Here is a 21,215-nt window from a genome sequence, read left to right as displayed (position 1 = left end):
GACGTTTTGACAGTTCCCGAAAATCCCGTCCGGCGCTAGGCTGACAGAATGACAGCCTCTGTCAGGCTGTAACGCTGCGTTTGGAGGCCCGATGACCAGCGGCATTCCCGTCGGGGAGCGTGACCCGAAACGGCGGGTCATCCTTGCCGCCGCCCGCGCCGCCTTGGTCCGCCACGGGGTCCGCCGGTGTTCCATGGAGGTGATCGCGCGGCAGGCGGGCATGTCCCGCCCCGCGCTCTATCTGCATTTCGCCAACCGGGAGGCGATCCTGCGGGCGCTGGGTCTGGAGCAGACCGAGCGCGCCGAACAGGCGCTGCGGGCGGCCCTGCAGGGGAAGGGCCGTGTCGAAGACCGGCTGGCCGCCGCCTTTGCCGCGCTGCGCGCCGCAGGCGCCGAGCCGGGATGGGCCCTGCCGCAGGAGGCGGACCTGCCGGACCGCCATGGGGTTCCGCCGGATGTGGCGCAGGAAGGACAGGCGCGGCTCTGCGCCGTCTTGGCCGACTGGCTGAGGACCGAGGCGGTGGCCGGGCGGCTGCGTCTGGCGCTGCCGCCCGATCACGCGGCAGAGGTGATGCTGGCGGCGCTGCGCGGGATCGCCACGCTGCCGCCGCCGCAGGTGAGCCGGGCGCTCCGCTCTCTGGCGCAGATGCTGGGGCGGGGGCTGACGCCGCTGGACCCGGCGCCCTGACGTCCTGACACTCTGACGTCACTTTGTCAGAGTGTCAGAAGAGCGCGAGTTCAGGTCACGCGCTTGCGCTGCTGGTATTTCGGCTGGTCCCAGGTCGCGCCACGCAGGATGCGGGCAAGGATTTCGACCGCCTCGTGAATCTCCTCCTCGCCGATATAAAGCGGGGTGACGCCGAAGCGCATGATGTCCGGGGCGCGGAAATCCCCCACCACGCCCTGATCGATCAGCGCCTGCATCGCGGCATAGCCATGCTCGAACCGGAAGCTGACCTGCGAGCCGCGCGCTTCTTCCTCGCGCGGGGTGGCAAGGCTCAGGCCGGGGCACTGATCCTCCACCAGATCCATCATCAGCGTCGTCAGATCCAGCGACCGGCGGCGCAGATCGGCCATGTCCACCTGATCCCAGACATCCAGCGCGGCCTCCAGTGCGGCCATCTGCATCACCGGCGGGGTGCCGACGCGCATGCGTTCGATGCCCGCGCCGGGGCGGTAGCTTTGATCGAAGGCAAAAGGCGCCTCGTGCCCGAGCCAGCCCGAGAGCGCCGGTTCGGCCAGATCGGCATGGCGGGGCGCCACATAGATGAAGGCGGGCGCGCCCGGTCCGGCGTTGAGGTATTTATAGGTGCAGCCCACGGCAAAATCCGCAGCCCCCGCCGCCACCTCCACCGGCAGGGCCCCGGCGGAATGGGCCAGATCCCAGACCACCCGCGCGCCCATCTGATGCGCCTTGCGGGTCAGCGCCGCCATGTCATGCCGCCGCCCGGTGCGGTAGTCCACCTCTGTCACCAAGAGCACCGCCACCTCTTCGGTGATCGCCTCCTCCAGCGCCAGCGGATCGGCAAGGCGCAGCTCGTATGGCGCGCCCAGAAGCTTGATCAGCCCTTCGGCCATATAAAGATCGGAGGGAAAATTGCCGGTATCGGACAGGATCACATGGCGCCCGGGCACCAGCGCCAGCGCCGCCGCCAGCGCCTGATAGACCTTGATGGACAGCGTGTCGCCCACCACCACATGCCCCGGCTCGGCCCCGATCAGCCGCCCGATGCGGTCGCCCAGACCGCGCGGCATCTCCATCCAGCCGCAACCGTTCCAGCCCGAGATCAGCTGTTCGCCCCATTCCTCGGACAGGAGCCGGTCCAGCCGGGCGGGGGTCGCCTTGGGCAGCGGCCCCAGCGAGTTGCCATCCAGATAGATCATCCCCATGGGCAGGTGAAACTGGTCCCGCGTCCAGCCGAAATCGGTCATCGTGAAGCTCCGCTTGGTCTTTGGCTGCGGAAGGTGACCGGGAACGGCGCCGGAGGCAAGCCATGCGTGGGGGCTTGCCAGACGTATTCGCATCTGTGAATGTGGATGCCGGACTGCTGGCAGGAGGATGCGATGCGGAACATGGGGATACTGGGGCTGCTGCTGCTCGCCGGAGCGGCCAGCGCGCATGAGGATATTGCGGATCTGTACCCGCAGTCAGAGCTTTACGCCAAGCCGGTGGAGGTGATCCCGTATGTCTGGAGCGCGATCGGCGCTACGGCGCCGCCCACCTATGACAACAGCGGGCATAACAACAACCTGAGCTTCGTGGTGACCGGCGACGGGGTGGTGGTGATCAATGGCGGCGCCTCCGCCCGGCTGGCGGCGGCGCTGCATGACGAGATCCGCGCGGTGACCGACCAGCCGGTGCGGCTGGTGATCAACGAAAACGGGCAGGGCCATGCCATGCTGGGCAATTCCTACTGGGCGGCGCAGGGCGTGGACATTCTGGCGCATGAGGACGCCATCGAGGTCTTCGCCAAGGATGGCGATTTCATCCTGCAGGCCATGCGCGGCTATAACCGCGACAAGGCCGAGGGCACGGAACTTGCGCTGCCCAACCTGTCCTTCGCCGACCGGCATGTGGTGGAAATGGGCGAGGTCACGCTGGAGGTGCTGCATCTGGGCCCCGCCCATGATCCGGGTGATGCGCAGGTCTGGATCCCGCAATGGGGCATCGTGATCGCGGGCGACATCGCCTTTCACGAGCGCATGCCGCCGATCTTTGCCGAAACCTGCACCAGCTGCTGGATCGAGACCTTTGACGGGCCGTTTGCCGATCTGGGCGCGACCTATGTGATCCCCGGCCATGGCCACCCCACCAACATGGCGCAGGTGACGCGCTATACCTCCGACTATCTCAAGGATCTGCGGGCGCGGATCGGGGCGCATATCGAGGCGGGCGGCGATCTGGCGGGGGCCTTCTATGTGGACCAGTCCCGCTGGGCGCGGCTCGACACCTTCGAGGAACTGGCGACGAAGAATGCGGGCCGGGTGTTCGAGGAAATGGAATGGGAGTGACCGGCGCGCCGAACGGGGGAAGAGAGGGGGCTCTGCCCCCGGCGCCTGCGGCGCCTCCCCCGGAGTTTTTCGGGCAAGATGAAGGGCGGGGCGGGGAAGGGTGCGGGCGTGATTCTGCTGGGGCGGGCACTGGCCCGGCAGGGGTGGAGGCGCGGAGCTTGCGGCGCAAGTTTGTTTCCAGGGTCCGGACTCGTGCGCAACAAATGCGAAGATGGCTTTAAAATCACACAGGGATGTGCTTAACGATCCTGATCCGGTTGCCCATGTGCCGTGCTGCGGCTACCCCTTGGGCAACCGGCGAAGGACATGACACCAACGCCTTCCGCATGGCAAGGGGGACGACATACGTGAAGATAGGGACGCCCAAGGAAATTTTCGAGGGAGAGGCGCGGGTTGCGATGACACCCGACTCGGCGCTGCAGCTGCAGAAGCTGGGTCATGAGTGCCTGATCGAAGCCGGGGCCGGGGCGGCTGCGGGCTTTGCCGACGAGGCCTATGCCGCAGCGGGTGTGACCGTGGTCGAGGGCGCCGAGGCGCTTTGGGCACAGGCCGACATCATCGCCAAGGTGCGCCCGCCCTCCGACGAGGAAGCGGTGCGGCTGACCGAGAGCAAGCTGCTGATCTCGTTCTTCTGGCCCGCCTCCAACGAGGCGCTGATGCAGCTCGCCGCCGATCAGGGCGCCAGCGTCATCGCCATGGACATGGTGCCGCGGATCAGCCGCGCCCAGAAGATGGACGCGCTGAGCTCCATGGCCAATATCGCGGGCTATCGCGCCGTGATCGAGGCCGGCAACAATTTTGGCCGCTTCTTCACCGGGCAGGTGACCGCTGCGGGCAAGGTGCCGCCGGCCAAGGTTCTGGTGGTGGGCGCCGGTGTGGCAGGGCTTGCCGCCATCGGCACCTCGACCAGCCTTGGCGCCGTGACCTATGCCTTTGACGTGCGGCCCGAAGTGGCCGAGCAGGTCGAATCCATGGGCGCGCAGTTCGTCTATCTCGATTTCGCCGAAGAGCAGCAGGATGGCGCCGCCACGGGCGGCTATGCCGCGCCGTCGAGCCCGGAATTCCGCGCGGCGCAGCTGGCGAAGTTCCGCGAGCTTGCCCCGGAGATGGACATCGTCATCACCACGGCGCTGATCCCCAATCGCGAGGCGCCGGAGCTCTGGACCGAGGACATGGTCAAGGCCATGAAGCCCGGATCGGTCATCGTCGATCTGGCGGCGGAGCGCGGCGGCAACTGCAAGCTGACCGTCAAGGACGAGAAGATCGTGACCGACAATGGCGTGACCATTGTGGGCTATACCGATTTCCCGAGCCGGATGGCGGCGCAGTCCTCCACGCTTTATGCCACCAACATCCGTCACATGATGACGGATCTGACCCCGGCCAAGGATGGCGTCGTCAACCACAACATGGAAGATGACGTGATCCGGGGCGCCACCATCGCCCATGGCAAGGCTGTCACCTTCCCGCCGCCGCCGCCCAAGACCAAGGCGATCGCCGCGCAGAAGCCCAAGGAAAAGACCCCCGAACTGACGCCCGCCGAAAAGCGCGCGCAGGAAGTGGCCGCGTTCAAGGCGCAGACCAAGACGCAGGTCACGCTGCTGGTGGTGGGGGCGGTGCTGCTGCTGGGGGTGGGGCTTGTCGCGCCTGCCAGCTTCATGCAGCATTTCATCGTCTTCGTGCTGGCGGTCTTTGTCGGCTTCCAGGTGATCTGGAATGTCAGCCATTCGCTGCACACCCCGCTGATGGCGGTGACCAATGCCATCTCCTCGATCATCATTCTGGGGGCGCTGATGCAGATCGGCTCCGGTTCCTGGCTGGTGATCCTGCTTGCCGCGCTGTCGGTTTTCATGGCCGGGATCAACATTTTCGGCGGCTTCCTCGTGACCCGGCGCATGCTCGCCATGTTCCAGAAATCGTAAGGGGGTGGAGACAATGGACTTCGGATTCACGACGGCGGCCTATGTGGTCGCGGCGGTTCTCTTCATCCTGTCGCTGGGCGGGCTTTCCGGTCAGGAAAGCGCCAAGCGCGCCGTGTGGTATGGCATCGCGGGCATGGCGCTGGCGGTCTTCGCCACGCTGATCGGCCCCGGTTCCGGCCTCTGGCTGCTGTCGCTGCTGCTGATCGCGGGCGGCGGGGCCATCGGCTTTGTCGTGGCCAAGCGCGTTCAGATGACCGAAATGCCGCAGCTTGTGGCCGCCATGCACTCGCTGGTCGGTCTGGCGGCGGTGTTTGTCGGGCTGATCGCCCATATCGAACTGGGCCGCGTGCTGGCCATGGACGAGCCGACCCGCGCCACGCTGGACGGCTTTGCGGGCCTCTTGGCCCACAAGACCAATGTCGAGGTCAACATCCTGCGCGTGGAGCTGTTCCTTGGCATCTTCATCGGGGCGGTGACCTTCACCGGGTCGGTGGTCGCCTATGGCAAGCTGGCGGGCAAGCTCAGCTCCAAGGCGGAAAAGCTGCCGGGCGGGCACATGCTGAACGCCGGGGCGGCGGCGGTGTCGCTGATCTGCCTGTTCTGGTATTTCGGTACGGGCAGCTTCCTGCCGCTGGCGCTGATGACGCTGGCCGCGCTGTTCATCGGCTATCACCTGATCATGGGCATCGGCGGCGCCGACATGCCGGTGGTGGTGTCGATGCTGAACAGCTATTCCGGCTGGGCGGCGGCGGCCATCGGCTTCAGCCTTGGCAATGACCTGCTGATCGTGGTGGGCGCGCTGGTGGGCTCCTCGGGGGCGATCCTGAGCTACATCATGTGCAAGGCCATGAATCGCAGCTTCATCAGCGTGATCCTTGGCGGCTTTGGCGGCAGCACGGGCCCTGCGGCAGAGATCGAGGGCGAACAGGTCGCCATCGATGTCGACGGCGTGGCCTCTGCCCTGGAAGAAGCCGACAGTGTCGTCATCGTGCCGGGCTATGGCATGGCGGTGGCACAGGCGCAGCAGAACGTCGCCGAACTGACCCGGCGCCTGCGCGCCAAGGGCAAGGAGGTGCGGTTCGCCATCCACCCCGTGGCGGGCCGTCTGCCGGGGCACATGAACGTGCTTCTGGCCGAGGCCAAGGTGCCCTATGACATCGTGCTGGAAATGGACGAGATCAACGACGATTTCCCCTCCACCGATGTGGTGATCGTCATCGGCTCGAACGACATCGTGAACCCCGCCGCACAGGAGGATCCGAACAGCCCCATCGCGGGGATGCCGGTTCTGGAAGTGTGGAAGGCCAAGCAGGTGTTCGTGTCCAAGCGCGGTCAGGGCACCGGCTATTCGGGCATCGAAAACCCGCTGTTCTACAAGGACAACACGCGGATGTTCTATGGCGATGCCAAGGCCTCGCTCAACGATCTGCTGTCGCGCATCAGCTGAGCCTTTGCGGTTCGGCAGACCGGGGCCCCGCCAGCACTGGCGGGGCCTTTTGTCTGGGCCCTGCGCATTTGCAGCTGCAAAGCGCGGCCTTGCAAATTATGCCGCCGGTGGTCGCGCAACCGGGCTTGCGATGCGAAGGCGCTTGCGGCAGAACGGAGGGGATTGAAGACAACAGGGGGACGACCCGATGAACCTCGTGCAGAACCGCACCGTTCTGGTGGATACATTCGGCGCTTCCGAAGGCGCGGGCCTTCGGCTGAAACAGGCCGCGCTGATCGTGGCGGGCATCGCGCTGCTGGCCATCTGCGCCAAGATCAAGGTGCCGGTGCCCGGCTCGCCGGTGGCGATGAGCCTTGGCACCTTTGCCGTGCTGACCGTGGGCGCCGCCTATGGCCCGCGTCTGGGTCTGGCGACGATCATGGGGTACATGATCCTTGGCATGCTGGGCATGGACATCTTCCAGAATTCCACCGCTGACCTCAACGGCATCAGCTACATGATGGGCGGCACCGGCGGCTATCTGGTGGGCTATGTGCTGGCCACCGTGGCGCTTGGCATGCTGGCCCGCGCGGGCTGGGACCGCTCCGCCCCCAAGATGGCGGGCGCGATGCTGATCGGCAACGTGATCATGTATGTGCCCGGCCTGATCTGGCTGGGGATGCTTTATGGCTGGGACAAGCCGATCCTTGACTGGGGTCTGACGCCGTTCCTTGTGGGCGACGCGGTGAAGCTGGCGCTGGCGGCGCTGCTGATGCCCGCCCTGTGGAAGCTGGTGGGCCGCGCCCGCAGCTGATCCCGGGATCTGGACTGACATCGCCGCGGCGCAGCCTGTCTGCGCCGCGGTTTTTTGCATCCTGCGCCAAAGCAGGGCCCGGCGGTGCAGAGGGGGCTTCCCACGCGGCCCGCGCCGCGCTACGCCTTGGGCATGATCCTGCAAACCCAGCTTCCCTATGACGTGTCGCAGCTGAAACCCCTGCCGGGGATCAGCCCGCTTGCGCCTGCCGACTGGCTGATGGTGGATGACGCCTATGCGGCGCAGATGGCCGAACGCACCCGCCTGCTGCGCGACCAGCGCGAGGCGGTGCTGCAGATGCTGCCAGAGGCCCGCCCCGCCGCAGAGGAGCTGCTGGATCTGGTGCTGGAGCATCTGCCAGCGGGATTTGAGCGCGAGGAAGGCCGCGTGACCCGGCCCGATGGCGGGATGGTGGCGCTGGACCGCGCCGATCCCATGGGCACGCTGGGTCATCTGGTGCAGGAGGATCTGTGCCTGCTGGAAAAGCAGGGCGACGAACATGTGCTGACCGCTGCCGTGCTGTGCTTTCCGGCAGGCTGGCGGCTGGCGCAGAAGATGGGGCGCCCGCTGACCGCGATCCACATCCCCATCCCCGAATATGACGACAGCATCGCCCGGCGCGTGCAGCGGCTGTTTGACGGGGTGCAGCCCGGCCGCCCACTGATGCGGATCAACCGGCTGTGGCATGACAACCCGGCGCTGTTCCAGCCCGGCCCGCGCCGCGACAACAGTGACCGGGGCAATCCTGCGGCGGCGCCCTATCTGCGCTCAGAACGGCAGTGCCTCGTGCGGCTGCCGGTCAGCCGCGCGGTGGTGTTTTCGATCCATACTTTTGTGGTGCCGCGCGCGGCAGCCGGGTTCAGTGCAGCACCGACCCGATAAGCCCGCTCAGCAGATGGGTCTGATGCGCCACCAGCCCCAGCGCCACCACCGACAGCACCCGTGACAGCAGCCGCAGCGGCATCACCCGCATCCGCCCCAGCGCGCGCAGGATCTGCGGCAGGGCCAGACGCCTGCGCGCGGGCGGGGTCGCGTCCTCCGCCAGAATGGACGGGATTTCGACCGGCTCGCGCGGGGGGGCGATCCCGGTGCCGGGGATCCGGTCAGGCTGCGGCAGGCCCTCCGGCTCCGGTCGGGCAAAGGCGCGGCGGCGGGGGGAGACATAGCTGCGCAGGCGGATGAATTCCTCGGGGCTGATGAGGGTCTCGGGGGAGAACCATTCGATCTGCTCCGCCGGACCCAGCCGCACCGTCGCCAGCACCACATCCGACAGCAGCCGCGACGCCAGTTCCTCGTCCAGCGGGGCGCCATCGCGGGCGATCAGGCGCAGCACCAGTGTTGCGCCCTGCTGCGGCCGGTCCTCGAACGCCAGTGCGATGCCGTAACGGTCCGCCATCAGCGCGGGACGCTTGCGCGACCGCCGCACCGGTGCCCCAGAGGCAGCGTCGAGCCGTGTCAGCACCTCTGCCACGGCTTCAAGATAGGGCGCGGGGTCCAGATCTGCCGAAAGCGGCAGGATCAGCCCGGCATAGGGATGGTCCCCCGAAGCCATATGTCGTCCTCCTGACTTGGATCATGTTCAGGATGACCAGCAAATGTGATTGAATTTAGGCGCAAATCGTCCCTAGCGGGGGCTTTCCGGCGGCTTTGCCGGGATGCCCCCGCCGCATGGCTCAGCGGATGCGCTCGGCCACCAGCGCGATGGCCTGCTGGTAGACGGTTGCGGCATTCCATTCGTTCAGAACGCGGAAATTGCCGGTGCCTTCCGAGAAGGGCTGCCCGGGCTGCCAGCCCTTGGCGCGCAGGAAATTCGCGGTGGAGGCCAGCGCGTCGGCCTCGTTGTAGAAATCCACCCGCCCGTCGCCATTGCCGTCCTGACCGTAGCGCAGCGCGTTGCCGGGCAGGAACTGCGTGTGGCCCAGCTCGCCATGGGCGGCGCCGCGCTGGTCGGGGGCCAGCATGCCGCGATCCACCATCTGCAGCGCCGCCAGCGCATGCGGGGTGAAGAAGTCAGAGCGGCGGCAGTCATAGGCCACCGTGCTGATGGAACTGACCACCGGCGTGTCGCCCATGGTGCGGCCAAAACCGGTTTCCATGCCGTGGATCGCCAGCAGGATGCCCGCAGGCACGCCATAGGTCTGTTCAAGCCCGCGATAGAGGTTGGGATTGCCGTTGAGCCGTTTCTGCGCGGTGGCGGCAAAGCCGTCCACCGATCCCAGCCGGATGCGGATGAATTCATTCAGCGCGTATTTCACGCCCTTCTGGTTGCGGTCGGCGCGGATGGTGGAGGTGGAATAGGGCGCGCGCATCAGCGCATCGATGCCGCGCTGGCCAACCCCTGCCTGCTGCGCCTCGGCGGCAAATTCGCGCTTCCATGTGTCGAAGCCGCTGGCGTCGTTGCCGCAGGTCGCGGCAAGGGCGGCACCGGCGGAACATGTCAGCGTGGCGGTCACGAGGGCCTTGAAAAGGGCACGGGGCATCTGGTCACTCCGGAAAGGTCACTGTTACGGGGCAACCTAGTGCAGGGGCGCACATTCTCAAAGGGTCATTGCGAAAGCCGGGGTTGCGGCGGACCTTTGCCCGAATGCCCCAAATGCAAAGGGACGCCCCGCAGGGCGCCCCTTCGTCGTCTCGGTGCTGACGGATCAGCAGCTGTAATACATCGCGAATTCCACCGGGTGCGGCGTCATTTCGTAGTTTTCCAGCTCTTCCATCTTCAGGCCGATATAGGCCTCGATCTGGTCCTTGGTGAACACGTCGCCGGCCAGCAGGAAGTCCATGTCGGCCTGCAGTTCGGTCAGCGCTTCGCGCAGGCTGCCGCAGACGGTCGGGATTTCCGCCAGCTCTTCCGGCGGCAGGTCATAGAGGTTCTTGTCCATGGCCTCGCCCGGCTCGATCTTGTTGGTGATCCCGTCAAGACCGGCCATCAGCAGGGCTGCAAAGCACAGATAGGGGTTCGCCGAAGGATCGGGGAAGCGGGCTTCGACGCGCTTGGCCTTGGGGGATTCCGTCCACGGGATCCGGACGCAGCCCGAGCGGTTGCGGGCGGAATACGCGCGCAGCACGGGGGCCTCGTAGCCCGGCACCAGACGCTTGTAGCTGTTGGTGGACGGGTTGGTGAAGGCGTTGAGCGCCTTGGCGTGCTTCAGGATGCCGCCGATGAAATACAGCGCTTCCTGGCTGAGATCGGCATACTTGTCGCCCGCGAAGAGCGGCTTGCCGTCCTTCCAGATCGACATGTTGACGTGCATCCCCGAGCCGTTGTCGCCCTTGATGGGCTTCGGCATGAAGGTGGCGGAGCGGCCATAGGCCTGTGCCACGTTGTGGATGACGTACTTGTATTTCTGCAGGTCGTCGGCCTGTTTGGTCAGCGTCCCGAAGATCAGGCCCAGCTCGTGCTGGCTGGTCGCCACTTCGTGGTGGTGCTTGTCGACCTTCATGCCGATGCGCTTCATGGTCGACAGCATTTCGGACCGGATGTCCTGACCGTCATCCGCGGGGTTCACCGGGAAATAGCCGCCCTTGTAGGTCGGACGGTGGCCGAGGTTGCCCATCTCGAAATCGGTGTCGGTGTTCCATGCGGCGTGGTCGGCATCGACCTGATAGGACACCTTGTTCGGGGTGACGGCGATCTTGACGTCATCGAACAGGAAAAATTCCGCTTCCGGGCCGAAATAGGCGGTGTCGCCGATGCCCGAGGACACGAGATAGGCTTCGGCCTTGGCAGCGGTGCCGCGCGGATCGCGGTCATAGGATTCGCCGGTATCGGGTTCGACCACCGAGCAATGGATGCAGAGGGTCTTTTCCGCATAGAACGGGTCGATATAGACGCTCTCGGTGTCGGGCATGAGCTTCATGTCGGACGCTTCGATCGACTTCCAGCCCGCAATGGACGATCCGTCGAACATGAAGCCTTCCTCAAGGAAGTCCTCGTCGACCTGATCCGCCATGACGGTCACGTGTTGCAGCTTGCCGCGCGGGTCGGTGAACCGGATGTCGACGTAAGCCACGTCCTCATCCGCCATGAGTTTCAGAACAGCGTCCTTGCTCATTCCCTTCTTCCCTTTCTGTATTTGGGTCCGGATTTTTCTTGGTCAGGCGTTACAGCGCGTCCGAGCCGGATTCACCGGTGCGGATGCGGATGGCCTGTTCGATCGGGCTCACGAAGATCTTGCCGTCGCCGATCTTGTCGGTCTTGGCGGCGGAAATGATCGCTTCGATGGCGGCGTCGACCTGTTCGTCGTCCAGCACCACCTCGATCTTCACCTTGGGAAGGAAATCGACGACATATTCGGCGCCCCGATAAAGCTCGGTGTGACCCTTCTGGCGGCCGAATCCCTTGACCTCAAGCACGGAAAGACCCTGAATCCCTGCGTCCTGCAGGGCTTCCTTCACTTCGTCGAGCTTGAAGGGCTTGATGATCGCCTCGACCTTCTTCATGGCCTTAGTCTCCTCGTGTTCCCGTGTCGGACCCTGCCAGACCACTTCTCGGGCGGCGTCACAATCGCCTAAGCCGTCCGGGCGCCGCCGTTCTGCGGGGTTTTGTGTCAGGAGTATAAATTTTGTGCAACTTGTCTGCAAAACAGGCAGAAATGAATCGCTGAGGAGACAGGCATGGCCGAGCTTCTGACTGCCGAACAAATGCGCAGTCTGGAACGCGCCGCCATCGACAGCGGGGCGGTCACCGGGCTCGATCTGATGGAGCGGGCGGGCGCCGGCGTGGTGGAGGCGGTGCTGGAGGAATGGCCGGATCTGGCCGAGGGGCCACACCGCGCCGTGGTGCTCTGCGGGCCGGGCAACAATGGCGGCGACGGTTTCGTGGTGGCACGCCTGCTGCACGCGCGCGGCTGGCAGGTGGACGTGTTCCACTATGGCGACGCGGAAAAGCTGCCGCCCGACGCGCGGGTGAATTACGAGCGCTGGGGCGCGCTGGGGCAGGTGTCGCCGCTGACGGAGGCGGCCATCGACGGCTATGCCGAGGACCATCCGACCTGCCGCCTTGCCGTGGATGCGCTGTTTGGCACGGGTCTTGCCCGACCGTTCCTGACTCTTGCGCGGGTGCAGATGGAGGTGAACAGGTGGCAGGCCGCATCGCGCGGGGGCGCCGCGCCGCATGTCGTCGCCGTGGACATCCCCAGCGGGCTTTGCGCCGATAGTGGTCGGTATCTTGGGCTGGACGGGGAAAATCCGTGCGACGCCTCCATCATGGCGAACCTGACCGTGACCTTTCACAGTCGCAAGCTGGGACATGTGCTGGCCGATGGTCCCGCCGCATGTGGCAGGCTGGTGGTGCGGGATATCGGGTTGCCCGCATCGCCCCGTGCCGAAACCGACGTGACGCAGGACTGCGGGGCCCCCGATGCACGCGGCTTGGGCAAACATGCGGGCCATAAATACGGCCACGGCCATGCGCTGATCCTGTCGGGCGGGTTTGGCCGCACAGGGGCTGCGCGGTTGGCGGCGCGCGGGGCGCTACGGGTCGGCGCGGGGCTGGTGACGCTGGGCGCGCCGGGCTCGGCGCAGATGGAGGTCGCAAGCCAGATCACGGCAGTGATGCTGCGCCGGGTCGAGGAGGCGGAAGATCTGGCGCTGCTGCTGGAAGACCGCCGTCTCAACGCGCTCTGCCTCGGGCCGGGGCTGGGGGTCGGGCGGGCGCGGGCGCTGGTGCCGGTGGCGCTTCGGGCGGAGCATCGGCCTCGTGTCGTGCTCGACGCCGACGCGCTGACCGCCTTCGCCGACGACCCTGCGGCGCTCTTCGGAATGGTGCACGACACCTGCGTCCTGACCCCGCATGGCGGCGAATTTGCGCGGCTCTTCCCTGACATCGCCGGGTCGCTGACCGCCCCTGCCGAGACCGGCCCCGCCTTTTCCAAGGTCGACGCCACCCGCGCGGCGGCGAAACGGGCGGGCTGTGTGGTGCTCTACAAAGGCCCCGACACGGTGATCGCCGCGCCGGACGGTCGGTGCCGCGTCAATGCCGCCGTCTACGACCGCACAGCCCACTGGCTTGCCACGGCGGGCGCGGGGGATGTGCTGGCGGGGATGATCTGCGGGCTGATGGCACGGGGCTTTCCGGCGATGATGGCCGCCGAAACGGCCGCCTGGCTGCATGTGGAGGCGGCCCGCAGCTTCGGCCCGGGGCTGATCGCCGAGGATCTGCCCGAAGACCTGCCAAAGGTCTTCCGCGCGCTGGGGCTCTGAACATCCCGCACGGGAGGCCGCAATTTGCTCTCGCCACCGGCGCGCGTGTTTGCTAGGTATCCGCCGCAATCGCGCGGCACTGTCGCGGGATCCGTGCGGGTGTGGCGAAATTGGTAGACGCACCAGATTTAGGTTCTGGCGCCGCAAGGCGTGGGGGTTCAAGTCCCTTCACCCGCACCACATTGAAATTCCTAGGAAATTCTTCGGATCAGAGGGCAAGCCGCTCAGGCGCCGCGAAAGAGTTTCGCAATTTGTTTCGCAGATTCATGCTTTGCCCCCGTTCCGTTCCCGTGCCTCCTGCGCCCGCTTCGACCGTTTGCGCTGGCTGGCGCGGCCCCGGTATTTCTGGACCATCTCCAGCGTCTTGTGCCCGGTGACCGACTGGATCTCCGCATCGCTGCATCCGGCCTCCGCCAGTTCCACCGCCGCATTGTAGCGCCAGCCATGCGGCACAAGCCGCCCCGCGCCATACATGGCGCCGATGCTGTCGCGCACCGCTTCGATCCTGATCTGCACCCGCCGCTTGGTCAGCGGCTCGGTCGCGGTGCGGGCAAGGATATGCGCGCCGCGCTTCGGCAGGGCGGCGAGATAGGCGCGCAGGCGGGCGGGGCAGAAGATCCACACATGCACGCCGGTCTTTTCCTGCACCACGCGCATGTATTCGCCGTCAAAATCCTCCCACCGCATCTTCACGCAATCCCCCAGTCGCTGCCCGGTGCCAAGGGCGAGCTCATAGGCGGTGCGGGCGGTGGTGGCCTCCAGCGCATCACAGGCGGCCTCAAAGGCGCGCAGCTGCGCCTCGGGCCATGGCTCATAGCCGCCACCCGTCAGCTTCGGCACGTCAATCACCGGGTTGCGGTCGATCCATTCCAGATCGACGGCATGGCGGCAGAGCGATGACAGCACCGATACGCGCATGCGCAAGATCATGGGGCTGCGGGCGCGCTGTCAGAAGGTGATCTCGGGCACCGCGCCGCCCGATGCGCTGGATCTGATGGCAGGCGCCAATGCCTCCGTTGCTTTTCCGGCGCCGCTTTCGGCGCGCAACGGCACCTATAAGGTGGAGTCGATCCATCCGGCGTTTGACATGGTGGGGCAGAGCGGCCTCGCGCTGCGCTGCCCGATCACCCTGCGCGAACATTATGCAGGCATCTATGCCTGGGATGCCGCCAGCGAGGAGGAGGCGCTGGACGATCCCGCCTATGAGGTGCCGGAGCCGGACTATCCCGGGCCCAGGGATCTGACCTATGCCACGGGGCCGGAGTTCGATCTGGTCACCGGCTGGAGCCGGATCGAGCGCATCTTTCTCAGCTTCGATCCCGGCGAGGCCTCCGAACATTACCTCGAGTACCGGGTGGAGCCGGACGGGCCCTGGATGGCGGCGGGGGTCATCAGCGAGGACATGCGCGAGGCGGGTGGCCGGGCCTATGCCTTCATCGCGCCTGCCAATCCGCTGGCACGCTACACGGTGCGGCTGACCGCGCGCTACATGTTCGGCGAGTCCGAGCCGCTGCTGCTGACCGGTGTCACCATCGGCGCGGGCCTGCCCGCCGTCAGCGGCAGCGCGGGTCTGGGCGCCGCCACCTTCACCGGCACAGCACCTGGCCTGTCCTCGCTGGCCGGGCTGCGGGTCTATCGGGCCGATCCCGGCGCGGGGTTTGCGGCGGCGGTGCCGGTCTCCGAGGTCATCGCCGTCACCCCGGGCGGGGCGTTCGAGATCGTCGCGGGCTCTTTTGGGGCGGTTGATCTGATTGAGAATGGGGAGTTTGAGGACGGCAGCGCCTGGACCTTCGGCGGCGGCTGGCAGCAGGAGCCGGGCGCTGTGCGGCATCTTCCGAGCAGCGCTGACAGTCTGACACAACCTGTCACGCTGTCAGCAGGCAGCCGCTTCCGGCTGGCGGTCACGATCACGGGCCGCAGCGCCGGGCAGGTGACACCGCAGCTCAGCGGCGGCGAGATCCAGAGCGGCGCCCCGATCACCGCCAATGGCCGCAGCCTGCAGACCCTGACGGCAACCTCGGGCAATGACACGCTGAGCCTTGTCCCCAGCGCGGATTTTGATGGCGCCCTCACAAGCGTGACACTCTTCGTCCAGACCGTCAGCGCCCTGCCGCAGGGCCCGGGCGCCTTCTTCGTGGTGCCGGTGCTGCAGAGCGGCGCCGCCGCCCCGCCCTCCAATCCCATCCCGCTCACCATCCCTTAAGCGAGAACCCTATGGCTGCTCCCACCTACAGGCTGCCGGTCACCGGCAGCGCCCATCCGCTCACCTCCAGAGCCGCCCATGAGGCGGCGGTGCAGGCCGTGGCCGATGCGCTTTATGCCGAGCTCGGCGCCATCGCCACCGGTCTCCGCCTGGCTGGAAACTGGGATGCCGCGTCCGGGACATTCCCGGCGAGTGCCGAGCGTGGCAGCTATTATCTTGTGTCGGCGGCGGGCACGGTCGACGAACAGGCTTTTGCGGTGGGCGACTGGCTGGTGCCTTTGGTCAATGAGGCCAGCACCAGCAGCTTTGCGGGACAGTGGGCGCGAGGGGATTATTCCAAGGTCGTCAAGCGGGTCTATGAGGACGTGCCCGCCCTGCAGGCCTCGGTGGAGCCTGCGCGGGGGGTCGGGGCGGAGTGGCGGGATCTGGGCGGCCATGTCTGCCGCGAGGTTGCGCCCGACTCGGAGGATTATCTGATCCGGACCTCGGCGGGGGTGAAGCTGCAGGTGGCCCCGGGGCCTTTGGGCCTGGTGGTGACGGCGGCGGGAGTGGACCCGACCGGCGCCCTGGCCTGCGATGCCGCGTTCAACGCGGCCTTCGCCTATGCCAGATCGAAGAATTACGGGCTGGCGCTGCCGCCGGGGCGGTTCCGGGTGGCACAAGGTCTGGACTTCATCGGCAGCCCCACGGTCAGCGGCTTCCAGATCCGGATGGGCATCCGGGGGGCCGGGGCGCAGAACACGGTGTTCTTCTCGCATGGCGCGCCGGACTATGTCCTGCGGATCGATGCCCGATATTTCGAGGCCAGCGGCTTTGCCATCACCGGCAGCATCGACGAGATCCGCGACACGGCGCATTCCGCCAAGACCGGCATCTGGGTCGAGAACATGCGCCAGGGCGCGCTGACCAATTTCGAGGTGCGCCATATCGTGGGCGCGGGGCTGCGGATCGACCGCTGCATCGTCAGCCGCATCGACGGCATCGTCTATCGCTGCGGATCGGACACCGCGTGCGCGGTAGATCAGACCGTCGCGGATCAGGATGGCTGTCAGGCCTCCTGGGTCAAAATCAACTGCGAAGATGCTCAGGGAGCCGCCGGGGCGATGCGCTTCCTGTCGCACCGCAACACCCATATCGAGGCCAAGCTGGAGAACCAGCCCTACTGGATCTTCGAGACCTCGGCGCCGGTGGGCAATGCCGCGCGCGAGGCGGCGGTCAGCTTCTCGGGCGGGGCCACGGGCGTGGTGGCGCTGACCAACACCGATCCGTCGAACCTGATCAACGGCAATGGCCAGCTGACGGTCAAAGACCTGACAGGAACGGTCACGGTGGGCGAGACCTTCACCAGCTCGGATGGCGCCAGCGGCACGGTGAAGGCCTTCACCGCCGCCAACGGGCCGCAGTTCTGGGCGGGGGGCGAGTATGGCACCTTCGACATTTACGCCAACCAGAACATCCTGAAGGCCGATCTGACCGCCGGTGACATCACCTTCGCCTGCAGCGACAGCCATATCCTGAAAGGTCAGGTGCGCGGCCCGCATATGGGCTATGGCGTGGTGATCTCGGGGGCGCGCAACGCGGCGCAGCTGCTGTATGTGGATCAGGGCCTGACGGATGTGGCCGAGGAGGCCAGCCGTTATGACGCGGTGCTGTTCAGCGCGGGGTCTGCCAACAATACGGTTCACACGATCCGGACGCGCAATGCGAAGGGCGTCGACAATGCCGGATCGCGCAACCGCATCGACCAGCTGGACCAGACCAACCTTTATGGCCGCTCCTATCGCGGGCAGGGCAACTACAGCGGTGTCACCTATTCCAACGTGCAGCAGCTGGCGGCGCTGGCGGAGACCTCTCCGGTCAACCTGCAGGGCGAGGGCACGTTCTTCGGCATCGGCGGTGGCGTGATCAGCGCGCCTGCGGCCACGGGCGAGGTGGTGCTGCTGGCCGGGGCGCGCGCGCGTCTTGGTCCGGTGCAGATCCCCGACATGGGGGCCGCCAATTATGGTCTGCGCCTGACCGGGGCCGATGCGCTGGTGCAGGGGGCTGTCATCGCGGTGGCGGCGGGCAAGACCGGGATCCAGAACGTGGCGACCCGGGGCCGGGTGCTGGACTGCGACATCAGCGGCGGCGCCAAGGGTGTTTATGCCCGCACTGCAGGCTGCGTGATCCGCGGTGGCAGCGTGTCGGGCTATACCAGCATCGGCGTGCATTGCGATCCGGCTGCAGCGGTGACCGGGATGCGGGTGGAGGGCGTGAGCTTCCACAGCGCGGGGGCTGGCGCCAGCGCCGACATCCAGTTTGCCGCGCTCGTCACCAAGTCGTTTGCGATCAACAACAGCCTCGCGACCGAGCTGGGCGCGACCGGGCTTGTCCTGCCGGGCAGCGGCTCCGGCAACATCCTCACCCAGAACGCCACATAAGGAGACAAGGATGCCAGATCAGGCTGATATTGATGACGCGCTGACCCGCTTGCGCGCCGAAGGCTATACCGACGCCGCCAATGACCAGCAGCTTTATGGCGAGCTGACCCGGGCGGCGACCTGCTATGAGGCGGCAGACGGCGCCAACAGCCCGATGCCACGGCACTGGCCCTTCGCCACCGCTGCCTGGGCCCCCGGCTCACCCGGCGCAAATACCGCCACCGCCGCCGCCTTCCGCGTGATGGACGCCGAACGCCTGGCGCGCGCCTCCTGATGCTGCCCGCGCTCCTCACCGCCCTGTCGCGGCACGATCTCGAGTCTGAGGCCGGAAGGTGGCCTAGGGGCAGGGCAGCCGGATCACTCCCAACTTGAGGCGATGAAGGCGCCGATGGCGCGCAGCAGCGGGACGGTGACGGTCACAAGGATGATGCCGAAAATATCCGCGATCACGTCATAGCCATGGACATGGCTTTGGTCGATCCGCAGCAGCTCCATCCCGATGGCGAAGCAACAGGCCAGCGGCACCAGCCAGAACATCCAGCGCGGGCGGAACAGCGCGGCGGGCAGCACCAGCGCGGCAAAGAGGATCACATGCTCCATCATGCCGCCCATCTGCGTGCGCGGCACAAGGGTGCCGTGCTCAACCAGTTCGACAAACAAAATTCCGAGGGCAAAGCAGATTGTAAGAATAGCTGTCAGAAAACTTCCGATGGTCACGCGCAGGCCCCTTGCATGGTCGGGTGGCTTGGACTGGCACGATGTACAACTTGAAGGCGACCGTGGCACGGCGGCTGCAAGGAGGCAAGCGCGCCGTAGAGGCAGGCTCCGTTCTCCCTAGTCCGGAAGCGGAGTCTTGCCATGTTTCCGCTCCCCATTCCCCCGAGGTGCCGACACCATGAACCCCATCCTGACTGCCGTCGCGCGACATTATCTTGATGCCTATGCGGGGCTTGTGCCGGTGCTGCTGGTCACGCTTCTGGCCGTCTATGCCTCCACCAGCGGCAGCGTGGTGTTTCTGGCCAGCTGGTCTGTCACGCGCATGGCAGGCCGCGCGCTGCGGCTGCTGGTGAAGGAGGGCGCATGAGCAAGACGGAAAAGCGCATCCGCTGGGCGCAGGTGCTGAGCCTCCTGGCCATCATCGCCCTCTTTGTCGCGGATATCGGCATGGACGTGTTGGCCAAGGAGGTGCCCGGCTGGGTCTATCCCATGCTGGGCCTGCTGGCGCTTGGCGTGGAAGCCCCCGCACTCTCGCGCTTCGTCATGGCGCTGCTGCGCGCCGGGGCAGGCGGCGGGGGCGATCCTCAGAAATGAGGATGGGTGTGAGCGCGACACTCGAGGCGCCACTGGTGCTGTGCGCGGGTAAGGGGCCTGCGCGGACGCGCTCACGGTTTCACGCTACAGGCTCAGACCGGTAGATGCCTACCTGTTGCGCCCAAATTGCGCGGGCTGACGCGGTCCCGTGCTGGCTATGCCTGTGGTTTGCGTCGTGCCGGGAAGTGTCGCGTCGCCATGGTCCTGAGGCGCGAGGGGATGAAAGCTGAGGGGAGGACCGCGTGAGCGCAGCAGATACCGCGTGCGGCCATACTCGAAAACTTCAGGCTGCGCTCACGAGACGGAACATGAAGCATTCCGCCGAGAAGGCGAGAGCGAGTTTTTGCAATTCCGGCTATGCAGGTGCGAACGCAGCCATGGGTTGGGGAACCGCAGGTTTATATGCCGGCCACGTTCGCGGACTGACCCTAGCTTTAGATCATACCATATATAATCCGATTTATTGGAAACAATAATCAGGTTTGTTCACGTATTTTGCACAAAAGCCCTGCGGGTTCGCGCAGTAGCCGCTTGAAGCGCAGGCGGTTGCCTACTTGCTGTGCATCTCAATCCCCATCTGCCCTGCGGCCCCGCCTTTGTGCGGGGCCTTTTGCTTGTGAGGAGAAAACAATGAAAGAGGACATCCGCCTGCTGCAGACAGCGGCCTCCGCGCTCAATTTTTCTGCAGGTCCAGCTGACGGGCTCTGGGGGCCAAAGACCCGGGCCGGGCTTCAGGCGCTGCGCGATGCCCATCAGGGGCGCTGGGGCGATTCGGTGCTGGAGATCGGGCGGGCCCTGATTGGCCTAGGCTATCTGGCTGAGGGACCGCTGAGCCGGGTCTGGACGCCGGAGCTGGACCGGGCGCTTGGCGCCCTGATCGCCGCCGATGGCCTGCCGCGCTCCGGGGCTGTCACTGAGCCCGCGCCGCAGCGCGCCGGGCCGGTGCTGCGCCCGGGTCATGGCAACCGGCTGTACCAGGGCAGGGCGGGGCATCTGGTGCAGCTGTTCGTGATCCACACCACAGCCACGCCCACCGGCTGGGGGCAGGGCCGCAGCAATGCCGAGCTCTTCGCCGAAATCCGCCGCTGGCACATGGACAAGGGCTGGCGCGACATCGGCTATCACGGCGTGATCTTCCCCGACGGCGAGGTGATCGAGGGCCGCCCTTGGGGCGAGATCGGCGCCCATGCCATCGGCCACAACGCCGGATCGCTGGGCTATTCCATGGTGCCGGTGCGCACCATCGCCCGCATGGCGCGGGCGGAGGACTTCTACACCGACGCCACCCTGTCCGCGATGCGCACCGTCATCGTCCGCGCCTGCGCCCGCACCCCCATCACCCGTATCGCCGGACACAATGAGTTCGCCGCCAAGCTCTGCCCTGGCTTCCCCGTGCGGCCCGAAGACTGGGCCCCGGCAGGCTGGGCCTGATCCCCATCACCGGCTGGCGCGCGCTGGCCCGTTCCTGCGGCCCGCGTGCCGCATTCCCCGCGCCGCTGGCGCATCTTCCCTGAAAGGACACATCATGACCGGACAAATCGCCCTGCTGCTGCGGGTCTTCATCCTGCTGCCCCTCGCGGGCCTCGCCGCCACGCTGCCCTTCGTCACCTATGACAAGGCGGCAGGCCTGCTCACCATCGACCTCAACGCCGCCTCGCTCGCCATCGCGGCGCTGCTCTATGGCCTGCTCAGCGGCGGCACCTTCGCCTGGTCGCGCTGGGTGAAGGGGGTGGGCGGGAAGACGTGAAGAAGGCGTGCTTACAGACACTTTAGCGGAAAAAACGGATGCAGGGCATCTCACGCCCTTCATCTGTCGCTGCATTTGCACAGAGCTACAACGGCGCGAACGGCCCTAAGCCGACATTCAGGCCGTACATGGAGCACGGCCGGACCCCAGCCCGAAGCT

21 protein-coding genes and 1 tRNA gene are annotated in these 21,215 nt (G+C 66.4%); 15 read left to right on the top strand and 7 right to left on the bottom strand.

Annotation, left to right across the window (positions count from 1 at the left end; all coding sequences use genetic code 11):
* The first annotated feature begins 91 nt into the window (after positions 1–91).
* Entirely contained in the window at positions 92–688 is a 597-nt protein-coding gene (locus VK682_RS10650; RefSeq protein ID WP_230794245.1) for a TetR/AcrR family transcriptional regulator, read from the top strand.
* 50 nt (positions 689–738) lie between these two features.
* Here VK682_RS10650 and kynU read toward each other — a convergent pair whose 3' ends face one another.
* Positions 739–1,932, bottom strand: coding sequence for a kynureninase (gene kynU / locus VK682_RS10645; RefSeq protein ID WP_230794246.1), 1,194 nt, complete (start codon positions 1,930–1,932; stop codon positions 739–741).
* 132 nt (positions 1,933–2,064) lie between these two features.
* Between kynU and VK682_RS10640 the strand changes: the two genes are divergently transcribed.
* From VK682_RS10640 to VK682_RS10620, 5 genes are all read left to right on the top strand, one after another.
* Positions 2,065–3,012: an MBL fold metallo-hydrolase gene (locus tag VK682_RS10640; protein ID WP_089850481.1), complete on the top strand. Its 948-nt coding sequence runs from the start codon at positions 2,065–2,067 to the stop codon at positions 3,010–3,012.
* 347 nt (positions 3,013–3,359) lie between these two features.
* Positions 3,360–4,934, top strand: coding sequence for a Re/Si-specific NAD(P)(+) transhydrogenase subunit alpha (locus VK682_RS10635; protein ID WP_089850479.1), 1,575 nt, complete (start codon positions 3,360–3,362; stop codon positions 4,932–4,934).
* A 13-nt stretch (positions 4,935–4,947) separates the two neighbouring features.
* Positions 4,948–6,381 carry an NAD(P)(+) transhydrogenase (Re/Si-specific) subunit beta gene (locus VK682_RS10630; RefSeq protein ID WP_089850477.1) on the top strand — a complete coding sequence of 478 codons (1,434 nt, stop codon included), beginning with the start codon at positions 4,948–4,950 and terminating at the stop codon, positions 6,379–6,381.
* Positions 6,382–6,568: 187 nt separating this feature from the next.
* Positions 6,569–7,174 carry a biotin transporter BioY gene (locus VK682_RS10625; protein WP_230794248.1) on the top strand — a complete coding sequence of 202 codons (606 nt, stop codon included), beginning with the start codon at positions 6,569–6,571 and terminating at the stop codon, positions 7,172–7,174.
* A 132-nt stretch (positions 7,175–7,306) separates the two neighbouring features.
* Positions 7,307–8,056 (top strand): heme-dependent oxidative N-demethylase family protein, encoded by a 750-nt coding sequence (locus tag VK682_RS10620; protein WP_230794249.1) that lies wholly within the window; start codon positions 7,307–7,309, stop codon positions 8,054–8,056.
* On the opposite strand, the gene VK682_RS10615 is transcribed toward VK682_RS10620, so the two are convergent.
* From VK682_RS10615 to VK682_RS10600, 4 genes are all read right to left on the bottom strand, one after another.
* Complete coding sequence (locus VK682_RS10615; RefSeq protein WP_230794250.1) at positions 8,034–8,726, bottom strand: hypothetical protein; 693 nt, start codon at positions 8,724–8,726, stop codon at positions 8,034–8,036. The genes VK682_RS10620 and VK682_RS10615 overlap by 23 nt on opposite strands.
* A gap of 121 nt (positions 8,727–8,847) precedes the next feature.
* A complete protein-coding gene (locus tag VK682_RS10610) occupies positions 8,848–9,654 on the bottom strand; it encodes a lytic murein transglycosylase (RefSeq protein ID WP_089850471.1) in 807 nt (268 codons plus the stop codon).
* 165 nt (positions 9,655–9,819) lie between these two features.
* Positions 9,820–11,226 (bottom strand): type I glutamate--ammonia ligase, encoded by a 1,407-nt coding sequence (glnA, locus tag VK682_RS10605; protein WP_089850469.1) that lies wholly within the window; start codon positions 11,224–11,226, stop codon positions 9,820–9,822.
* Positions 11,227–11,275: 49 nt separating this feature from the next.
* The gene (locus VK682_RS10600) at positions 11,276–11,614 is read right to left on the bottom strand and encodes a P-II family nitrogen regulator (RefSeq protein ID WP_089850467.1); all 339 of its coding nucleotides are present in this window, start codon (positions 11,612–11,614) and stop codon (positions 11,276–11,278) included.
* A gap of 174 nt (positions 11,615–11,788) precedes the next feature.
* On the opposite strand from VK682_RS10600, the gene VK682_RS10595 reads away from it, so the two are divergent.
* Together VK682_RS10595 and VK682_RS10590 are read left to right on the top strand one after the other, a co-directional pair.
* Complete coding sequence (locus VK682_RS10595; protein WP_230794252.1) at positions 11,789–13,375, top strand: NAD(P)H-hydrate dehydratase; 1,587 nt, start codon at positions 11,789–11,791, stop codon at positions 13,373–13,375.
* Between the two features lie 95 nt (positions 13,376–13,470).
* Positions 13,471–13,555 (top strand) — tRNA-Leu (locus VK682_RS10590).
* Positions 13,556–13,639: 84 nt separating this feature from the next.
* Here the strand turns inward: VK682_RS10590 and VK682_RS10585 are convergent.
* The gene (locus VK682_RS10585; RefSeq protein ID WP_230794253.1) at positions 13,640–14,293 is read right to left on the bottom strand and encodes a tyrosine-type recombinase/integrase; all 654 of its coding nucleotides are present in this window, start codon (positions 14,291–14,293) and stop codon (positions 13,640–13,642) included.
* Between VK682_RS10585 and VK682_RS10580 the strand changes: the two genes are divergently transcribed.
* Genes VK682_RS10580 through VK682_RS10570 form a run of 3 tightly spaced genes read left to right on the top strand, consistent with a single transcriptional unit; the run spans position 14,292 to position 18,272 of the window.
* Positions 14,292–15,578 carry a hypothetical protein gene (locus tag VK682_RS10580; protein ID WP_230794254.1) on the top strand — a complete coding sequence of 429 codons (1,287 nt, stop codon included), beginning with the start codon at positions 14,292–14,294 and terminating at the stop codon, positions 15,576–15,578. The two genes, VK682_RS10585 and VK682_RS10580, sit on opposite strands and share 2 nt — an antisense overlap.
* 11 nt (positions 15,579–15,589) lie before the next feature.
* Positions 15,590–17,998 (top strand): hypothetical protein, encoded by a 2,409-nt coding sequence (locus VK682_RS10575; protein WP_230794255.1) that lies wholly within the window; start codon positions 15,590–15,592, stop codon positions 17,996–17,998.
* 10 nt (positions 17,999–18,008) lie between these two features.
* Positions 18,009–18,272 carry a hypothetical protein gene (locus VK682_RS10570; protein ID WP_230794256.1) on the top strand — a complete coding sequence of 88 codons (264 nt, stop codon included), beginning with the start codon at positions 18,009–18,011 and terminating at the stop codon, positions 18,270–18,272.
* A gap of 83 nt (positions 18,273–18,355) precedes the next feature.
* On the opposite strand, the gene VK682_RS10565 is transcribed toward VK682_RS10570, so the two are convergent.
* The gene (locus VK682_RS10565; RefSeq protein ID WP_324781768.1) at positions 18,356–18,715 is read right to left on the bottom strand and encodes a hypothetical protein; all 360 of its coding nucleotides are present in this window, start codon (positions 18,713–18,715) and stop codon (positions 18,356–18,358) included.
* A gap of 178 nt (positions 18,716–18,893) precedes the next feature.
* Here VK682_RS10565 and VK682_RS10560 point away from each other — a divergent pair, with 178 nt between their 5' ends.
* From VK682_RS10560 to VK682_RS10545, 4 genes are all read left to right on the top strand, one after another.
* Positions 18,894–19,082, top strand: coding sequence for a hypothetical protein (locus VK682_RS10560; protein WP_230794258.1), 189 nt, complete (start codon positions 18,894–18,896; stop codon positions 19,080–19,082).
* Complete coding sequence (locus VK682_RS10555) at positions 19,079–19,309, top strand: hypothetical protein (protein ID WP_230794259.1); 231 nt, start codon at positions 19,079–19,081, stop codon at positions 19,307–19,309. The genes VK682_RS10560 and VK682_RS10555 overlap by 4 nt, the downstream gene beginning before the upstream one ends.
* Before the next feature lie 630 nt (positions 19,310–19,939).
* Positions 19,940–20,740: an N-acetylmuramoyl-L-alanine amidase gene (locus tag VK682_RS10550; protein WP_230794260.1), complete on the top strand. Its 801-nt coding sequence runs from the start codon at positions 19,940–19,942 to the stop codon at positions 20,738–20,740.
* A 94-nt stretch (positions 20,741–20,834) separates the two neighbouring features.
* Complete coding sequence (locus VK682_RS10545; RefSeq protein WP_230794261.1) at positions 20,835–21,056, top strand: hypothetical protein; 222 nt, start codon at positions 20,835–20,837, stop codon at positions 21,054–21,056.
* Positions 21,057–21,215: the final 159 nt, after the last annotated feature.

Source organism: Salipiger marinus, assembly GCF_035481585.1.
Lineage (GTDB): Bacteria > Pseudomonadota > Alphaproteobacteria > Rhodobacterales > Rhodobacteraceae > Salipiger > Salipiger marinus.
Note: the sequence above shows the minus strand (reverse complement) of the source record. Positions and strands in the feature narration are given on the sequence as shown.

What these genes read in the sequence shown, in the direction of transcription:
- VK682_RS10650 (WP_230794245.1), top strand. Translation starts at nt 92, where the DNA reads ATGACCAGCGGCATTCCCGTCGGGGAGCGTGACCCGAAACGGCGGGTC.
- kynU (WP_230794246.1), bottom strand. Translation starts at nt 1,932, where the DNA reads ATGACCGATTTCGGCTGGACGCGGGACCAGTTTCACCTGCCCATGGGG.
- VK682_RS10640 (WP_089850481.1), top strand. Translation starts at nt 2,065, where the DNA reads ATGCGGAACATGGGGATACTGGGGCTGCTGCTGCTCGCCGGAGCGGCC.
- VK682_RS10630 (WP_089850477.1), top strand. Translation starts at nt 4,948, where the DNA reads ATGGACTTCGGATTCACGACGGCGGCCTATGTGGTCGCGGCGGTTCTC.
- VK682_RS10625 (WP_230794248.1), top strand. Translation starts at nt 6,569, where the DNA reads ATGAACCTCGTGCAGAACCGCACCGTTCTGGTGGATACATTCGGCGCT.
- VK682_RS10620 (WP_230794249.1), top strand. Translation starts at nt 7,307, where the DNA reads ATGATCCTGCAAACCCAGCTTCCCTATGACGTGTCGCAGCTGAAACCC.
- VK682_RS10615 (WP_230794250.1), bottom strand. Translation starts at nt 8,726, where the DNA reads ATGGCTTCGGGGGACCATCCCTATGCCGGGCTGATCCTGCCGCTTTCG.
- VK682_RS10610 (WP_089850471.1), bottom strand. Translation starts at nt 9,654, where the DNA reads ATGCCCCGTGCCCTTTTCAAGGCCCTCGTGACCGCCACGCTGACATGT.
- glnA (WP_089850469.1), bottom strand. Translation starts at nt 11,226, where the DNA reads ATGAGCAAGGACGCTGTTCTGAAACTCATGGCGGATGAGGACGTGGCT.
- VK682_RS10600 (WP_089850467.1), bottom strand. Translation starts at nt 11,614, where the DNA reads ATGAAGAAGGTCGAGGCGATCATCAAGCCCTTCAAGCTCGACGAAGTG.
- VK682_RS10595 (WP_230794252.1), top strand. Translation starts at nt 11,789, where the DNA reads ATGGCCGAGCTTCTGACTGCCGAACAAATGCGCAGTCTGGAACGCGCC.
- VK682_RS10580 (WP_230794254.1), top strand. Translation starts at nt 14,292, where the DNA reads ATGCGCAAGATCATGGGGCTGCGGGCGCGCTGTCAGAAGGTGATCTCG.
- VK682_RS10585 (WP_230794253.1), bottom strand. Translation starts at nt 14,293, where the DNA reads ATGCGCGTATCGGTGCTGTCATCGCTCTGCCGCCATGCCGTCGATCTG.
- VK682_RS10575 (WP_230794255.1), top strand. Translation starts at nt 15,590, where the DNA reads ATGGCTGCTCCCACCTACAGGCTGCCGGTCACCGGCAGCGCCCATCCG.
- VK682_RS10570 (WP_230794256.1), top strand. Translation starts at nt 18,009, where the DNA reads ATGCCAGATCAGGCTGATATTGATGACGCGCTGACCCGCTTGCGCGCC.
- VK682_RS10560 (WP_230794258.1), top strand. Translation starts at nt 18,894, where the DNA reads ATGAACCCCATCCTGACTGCCGTCGCGCGACATTATCTTGATGCCTAT.
- VK682_RS10555 (WP_230794259.1), top strand. Translation starts at nt 19,079, where the DNA reads ATGAGCAAGACGGAAAAGCGCATCCGCTGGGCGCAGGTGCTGAGCCTC.
- VK682_RS10550 (WP_230794260.1), top strand. Translation starts at nt 19,940, where the DNA reads ATGAAAGAGGACATCCGCCTGCTGCAGACAGCGGCCTCCGCGCTCAAT.
- VK682_RS10545 (WP_230794261.1), top strand. Translation starts at nt 20,835, where the DNA reads ATGACCGGACAAATCGCCCTGCTGCTGCGGGTCTTCATCCTGCTGCCC.